Source organism: Brevibacillus sp. B_LB10_24 (assembly GCF_046036945.1).
Taxonomy (GTDB): domain Bacteria; phylum Bacillota; class Bacilli; order Brevibacillales; family Brevibacillaceae; genus Brevibacillus_C.
In genome coordinates, this window is the sequence record NZ_JBJQOQ010000020.1 from 84,506 (window position 1) to 90,960 (window position 6,455).

At 52.4% G+C, this 6,455-nt stretch carries 6 protein-coding genes; 3 read left to right on the forward strand and 3 right to left on the reverse strand.

What is annotated here, in order from left to right; genetic code table 11:
- The first annotated feature begins 1 nt into the window (after position 1).
- Positions 2–511, forward strand: coding sequence for a FixH family protein (locus ACI7RC_RS17760; RefSeq protein WP_408109550.1), 510 nt, complete (start codon positions 2–4; stop codon positions 509–511).
- Positions 512–599: 88 nt separating this feature from the next.
- Positions 600–1,013 (forward strand): thioredoxin family protein, encoded by a 414-nt coding sequence (locus tag ACI7RC_RS17765; protein WP_408109551.1) that lies wholly within the window; start codon positions 600–602, stop codon positions 1,011–1,013.
- Between the two features lie 77 nt (positions 1,014–1,090).
- Here ACI7RC_RS17765 and ACI7RC_RS17770 read toward each other — a convergent pair whose 3' ends face one another.
- Together ACI7RC_RS17770 and ytaF are read right to left on the reverse strand one after the other, a co-directional pair.
- On the reverse strand, positions 1,091–1,828 hold the full coding sequence (locus ACI7RC_RS17770) for a gamma-glutamyl-gamma-aminobutyrate hydrolase family protein (RefSeq protein ID WP_408109552.1): 738 nt from the start codon (positions 1,826–1,828) through the stop codon (positions 1,091–1,093).
- A gap of 98 nt (positions 1,829–1,926) precedes the next feature.
- On the reverse strand, positions 1,927–2,559 hold the full coding sequence (ytaF, locus tag ACI7RC_RS17775; protein WP_408109553.1) for a sporulation membrane protein YtaF: 633 nt from the start codon (positions 2,557–2,559) through the stop codon (positions 1,927–1,929).
- Positions 2,560–2,689: 130 nt separating this feature from the next.
- Between ytaF and ACI7RC_RS17780 the strand changes: the two genes are divergently transcribed.
- Positions 2,690–3,373, forward strand: a complete 684-nt coding sequence (locus ACI7RC_RS17780; RefSeq protein WP_408109554.1) for a DUF1232 domain-containing protein — start codon at positions 2,690–2,692, stop codon at positions 3,371–3,373.
- A 98-nt stretch (positions 3,374–3,471) separates the two neighbouring features.
- Here ACI7RC_RS17780 and mgtA read toward each other — a convergent pair whose 3' ends face one another.
- Entirely contained in the window at positions 3,472–6,129 is a 2,658-nt protein-coding gene (mgtA, locus tag ACI7RC_RS17785; protein WP_408109555.1) for a magnesium-translocating P-type ATPase, read from the reverse strand.
- Between the last annotated feature and the right edge of the window lie 326 nt (positions 6,130–6,455).

Consider the following 6,455-nt stretch of genomic DNA (forward strand, 5'->3'; position numbering starts at 1 on the left):
AATGAAAAAGGCATTCATGCTAATGTTGTCTGCTCTTGTACTTTTGACAGCTTGTTCCAAAGCGGAATCGATCCAGCCCCCCGCTCCTCTGAAGGCGGAGTTAAAGCTCACCCCTGAGACCCCCAAAGCAGGCGACACGGTTACCTTCTCCGTAACCGTGACCCAGGCTGACGAGTTCGTAGACGATGCGACCGACGTGCAATTTGAAGTCTGGCAAAAAGGACAGGACCAGCATGAATTCCTCGCCGCGCAAAGAAGGGGATCAGGCGTTTACACAGCCGATAAACAACTGCCGCAAGCGGGAACTTACTTCGTCATGTATCACGTGACAGCCCGGGAAATGCACACGATGAAGCAGCAGGAGTTTGCGGTCCAGGGCGACCACGCCGATCACGGAACATCTGCAACACCGGAGCAGCAGCATAGCGAAGAACAACCCGGCGAAAGTCTGCACAGCGACGATTCGCAAAGCAATTCCGGCTCGGCTCATGAGCACCAGGGCCACCATTAAACGTCAAAAATACCTATGCCATCAAACGTCCCTTGTGGAAGCGCAAGGGACGTTTGAAGCCATTGCTGCATAAGAGGAGGGAAACCCGTTGCGGGCAAAGACGAAAAATGCTGTCATCGGTATGGGCGTGCTCGTCGTCATCGTCGCCGTCATTGCCAGCCTGATGGCGGTTCAGTTTAACCGGAGCACGGACTTGTACAAAAATCAGATTTCGCTGTCTGAACTGCAAGAAAAACTGAATAAGAATGAAGATACGTTCGTTTACTTTTATCAGCCCAATTGCGAATATTGCCAAAACGTCGCGCCGTACATGATTCCCCTGGCTGAAAAAACAAACACGCCGCTGTTTCCGCTGAACATTCAAAAGTACAGCGACGGCTGGGATCTCTACAACATCGAGGGAACCCCCACTGTCGTCCACTACCGGGGCGACAAGGAAGTAAAGCGTATCGTAGGCGAGCACCCAAAAGAGGATTATGAAGCGTTTTTCACTCAGGAGTGACAGCTTCATCCTGCTGCAGGCCGTCAATTCAGGCGTTCTCTTGTACTCGGCTTACGGAAAAATAACGACCGTCCCGATCACAGACAGTCCCCCTTGTTTTTCATCACTTTTTCCACAAACGCCTTGGCAATGCACAGCATCCTGTCATCATGTGCCCACATCCGCTCCGGATGCCATTGCACCCCTACGATCATGGCGTCGTCGCTCTCAATCGCCTCGATCACCCCGTCCGGTGCCGTCCCGGTGACGCGAAGTCCCGGCGCAGCCGCTTTTACCGCTTGGTGATGGGAGGTGTTGACCAGCACCTCCGTCTGCCCGAGTGCGTCCAGAATAAATCCCGGGCTGAGGTGAACGCTGTGGGCTCCATACTGGCGGGAGCCTTTTTGCGCATGCTGCAGCGCTCCGCCCACCTGGGTCGGTATATCCTGCAGCAGCGTGCCGCCGAGTGCCACATTGAGGATTTGCATCCCCCTGCAGATCCCCAGCAGCGGCTTTTTCAATGCGACAGCCTCCTTGATCAAAGCCAGTTCGGCCAAGTCCCGTTCGTAATCGACTTCCCCCAATCCCGGCAGCGGCTGTTCGCCGTACAGATGCGGCGCCGGATCCTCCCCGCCGCTGAGGATGATGCCGTCCACCGCTGCCGCCATTTCGCGGACAGGGGCGTCCGGGCGATTCATGAGCGGCAGCAGGACCGGTATTCCGCCGGTCCTCGCGATTCCCTCGATGTAGCCTGTAGACACGTACATATACTGATCCAACGTGTTTCCCGGGAAAAACTTTTTCGAAGTCACAATCCCGATTACGGGTGGTCGCAACCGATTCACTCCCTATCTCGGGCGGATGCCCTTCTCATTGTCATAGGAACCATATGTCCATAGTAATATGTAGAGACGAGGAGTAAAACCCCCCATCTCTAGAACAGGGCATTGAACGCGATCACGAGCAGGATGACACCGCTTAAGAGGGTTCCGAATTGGCCGAGCGTGAAGGAACCGATCCGCACAGATGCCACTTTGGAACCTAATACCACTCCTGCCCAAACTGTAACGAAACTCCCGATAGCAGCCATTAACGATATGGCCAAGGGGGACAATCCGAGCAGCCCCGCACCCAGTCCGTTGGTAAGGGCATTGGCGGAGAGGGCGATCCCGAGAACAATCGCCTCGCCAAATCCGATCTCCCCGGATTTGTCTGCATCGGCGATTTCCGGATTTTTCAGTATGGCCTTAAACCCCTTGGCTGGTGCTTCCTCAGCGCCGCCTTCTGTCGAAGCCTGTTTTTTGCGCGGAACGGCTAATAAAATGATGCGTAGCCCGATGATGAACAGCAGGAAGGCTCCGGCCAGGGCAGGAAATATGCCGGGAAGAACCTTCGACAGCCACAGTCCAAAGGTGATGCCTGCTTCACTAAAGAGAAAACAGATGACCGCAATCAATAGATTGGACAGCAAACCGATGCGGATGCCCCTGATGCCGTAAGAAATCCCTACCCCTAAATTGTCAATGCTTGATGAAATGGTAAAACCCAAAATGAGCAGCCAAGCCATTTGAAATACCACTCCCAACACTTTTTAGCCATTGTATTGCGAGTGTTGAGAAAATGTGCTTATCCCTCCCTAAACTGTTGAGAAAAATTCAACGCTCTTGTTCATCAATATCCGTAAGGAGTGACCAGAGATGTCTTTCGAAAAAACAGATGTCGATCTTGGTACGATGTTAAAGACATTGCTGAAAGAACGCTCGCTCTCGATGCGTAAATTAAGCGCGCTTACGGGTATCGATACGGCGACCATCTCGCGAATCGCCAACGGCAAACAGCAAGCGAAGCCGGATCACCTGCAGCAATTCGCCCGCCATCTCGGCGTGCCGACGCAGCGGCTGTTTCAAGCAGCCGGTTTTGACGTGGGCAGGCAAAACAGCGGAAAACCCTCCGACATTCACGAATCGGTGGACACCATTCAGGAGGTCCTCGTTTCCTCCAATTTATTAGACCAGCAGTTCACCACGGAACGGGTTCGGCAAGAACTGATCAAATACGAAAAGTACGCGTTGACTGAGGAAGGACAGCGAATCATTCTCGAGGACTTTCGGCCAAAAGTAGAACAGGTAAGCGGAGCCGGACCGTTCATAGACCAGTTGAAGCACATGTTCGAGCTCTTTTGCTCAAAGAGCGTAACGCCAACGGAGCGTGCCCTGATCGGCAGCGCCTTGCTCTACTTCATCTTGTCAACCGACATCATCCCCGACTACGTCTTTCCGATCGGCTATCTCGATGACGCGATTGCGGTGCAGTTAGTCCTGGACCGGCTTGCGCAGCTGGATGAAAGTGCTGGCCGCTCGCAAAAAGACGGGGAGTCATAGCTCTTCCTGTGACAAGCCTCCATCGGCGATCATCTCGGTCATACAATGCCCCCAACCCCTACGGGTCGAGGGCATTCCTTCATAGACATGGATTCTCTTTACAACCAAGAATGAAACTTTTTCATATAGATCTTTTTAAAGAACTGTGTCAATAATGCATATCCAAGCAAAATGCCGGCCAGCCACGGGAAATAGCTCAGCGGCAGCGGCGGCAAGCCGACAGCTTCACCCAGCGGCGAAAACGGGATGTAGATGCCCACAGCCATAATGACCGCTGTCAGCAACAGGACTGGAGCCGCTGCCACACTCTGCATGAACGGGATTTTTTCTGTGCGAATCATATGCACGATCAAGGTTTGCGTCAGCAAACCGACGACAAACCATCCGGAGTGAAACAGCGCTTGCTGTTCAACAGTATTGGCCTGAAAAACGTTCCACATGACAATAAATGTAATAATGTCAAAAACAGAACTGATCGGTCCAATCCAGATAATGAAATGGCGCAGGTTGGATACATCCCATTTGCGGGGTTTGACTAAAAATTCCTTGTCCATCTTATCCCACGGAATGGAAAGCTGAGATAAATCGTACAGTAAATTTTGAATCAGCAAGTGCAAGGCCAGCATCGGAAGAAACGGAATAAATGCGCTGGCTGCCAAAATACTAAAGACGTTTCCAAAGTTGGAACTGGCCGTCATCTTCATGTATTTCAAGATGTTGCCAAACGTCGTGCGTCCCTCAATAATTCCTTCTTCCAATACCGCCAGGCTCTTCTCCAGCAGGATGATTTCTGATGATTCTTTGGCGATGTCGGCAGCCGAATCCACAGAAATACCGACGTCGGCAACGCGCAGCGCCGCGGCGTCATTGATGCCATCCCCCATGTACCCGACCGTATGCCCTTTCGATTGAAGAATCTTGATCACACGTGATTTTTGCAATGGGCTTAGCTTCGCAAATACGGTTGTCTGTTCAGCCAATTCGGCCAACTGGGCGTCATTCAAGCTCTCAATCTCATGGCCCAGGACCGGCCGCCCCGGGTCGATCCCGACTTCCTTGCACACCTTGCGAGTTACTACCTCGTTGTCGCCCGTCAGGATTTTCACCTCGACGCCATGCTCTTTCATCGTTTGGATGGCAGCAGCGGCTGAAGGTTTCGGCGGATCGAGAAATCCGATGTAACCTGCCAGCACCAGGTCGCTCTCATCGTCCACCGTATACTCCGCCCGTTCCCGCCGGCCTTCCTTGTAGGCGACGGCAATGACACGCATTCCTTCCTCGTTTAGTTCCTTGCTCAGCCGGAGCACTTCCGTGCGAATTGCTTCGGTGATCGGCTCCAGCCGTCCGTCTTTTTCCACTGTCGTGCAAATAGCCAGCATTTCCTCTACGGCCCCTTTGCAGACGAGCAGATGCTTGTTTGCCTCATCTGCGACTACGACGGACATTCTGCGGCGGCCAAAGTCAAACGGGATTTCATCGATCTTTTCGAAGCGTTTTTCTCCCATGGCCAATTGGCCGTCTTCCCTGCGTTCAATCACAGCCTGATCGATCAAGTTTTTCAATCCCGTTTGATGGCAGCTGTTCAAGTAGGCCAAGTCCAATACCCGGTCACACTCTTTCCCGTCTGCATTCAGATGGCGAACCAGCACGACTTTATCTTCTGTCAGCGTCCCGGTCTTGTCGGTGCAGAGTATGTTCATGGCACCCATATTTTGGATAGCGTTAAGCCGCTTCACAATGACTTTCTTCTTCGACATTTTTACAGCGCCTTTTGCCAGGTTTGCCGTGACGATCATCGGCAGCATTTCCGGCGTAAGCCCCACCGCCACTGCGATCGCAAAGAAGAAAGCCTCCGTCCAATCTCCTTTGGTGAATCCGTTAAGCAGGAAAATCACCGGGGCCATGACGAGCATGAATTTTATCAACAGCCAGGTTACCTGGTTCACCCCTCTGTCGAAGCTGGTCTCTTCCCGTTTGCCCAAAATCCCTTTCGCCAGCGCTCCCAAATGTGTTCTTTCGCCTGTGGCCACCACTACGGCAGTTGCCGTTCCGCTGACGATATTCGTTCCCATGAAACAGAGATTTTGCATCTCCAAAGGGGTGTACTCTACTCCTTGCTTGCGGGCTTTGGAGGATTTATCGCCGATCGCCATATAATCATCGTATTTTTCTACCGGCAGCGCTTCCCCTGTTAATGCCGACTGGCTGACAAACAGGTCTTTGGAGGAGAGCAGACGGACATCGGCCGGAACCATGTCTCCTGCCGACAACAAGACGATATCTCCAGGGACGATTTCCTCGATGGGCAATTCCCGTTTGCCATTTCCGTCACCCTCGGAATCCCTTCGCAAAACCGCTGCTGTTGTTCTCACCATGGCCTTCAGCTTTTCTGCAGCAGCTTGGGAACGAAACTCCTGCCAGAAACGGATCACCGCGCTGAGCCCGACCATCACAGACACCACAATCGCCGCTTCCCTATCGCCGGTGACGAGGGATATGATGCCAAGGGCCAGCAGCACGTAGATAAATGGATTGTGAAAGGCTAACAAAAACTGCCAATACCAAGCCGGCACCTTTTCGTGTGCGACTTCATTTCTTCCGTATTTCGCAAGCCTGTTCTGCGCCTCACATTCAAGCAGTCCGCCCATATCCGTTCCCAAGATATCCGCAGCAGTTGCCGGATCGCTTTTCGCGATCTCCATCAACAGTTGGGTGCTTTGGTAAGGCGCTTTGAGTTTATCGCGTTTTTTCAACATGTTGGGTTCCTCCTCGCTTTGGCAGGAGGGAACCTTTATTCCTCTTTCGTATCGCTATGAGGGAGGAACAAACGACTTCCCTCCTGTTTTTTCATCCTGCAACATCGATCCTCACTTATCGGGACAGGGTCTTCCGTACGCATGTTCCTCACCTCCCTGCAGCATCATATTCCGGCGCAAACAAAACGGCATGGCCGTTTTGTTGACCGCACGCGGTCACATCCAAGTTTTATGAAAAACGTCTTGACGTTTTTCATAAAAAAAGACCTGGTTCCTCAACACTGAACTGTGACCCATAAGAAGGACACTTTGAAAAAAGTGACCCT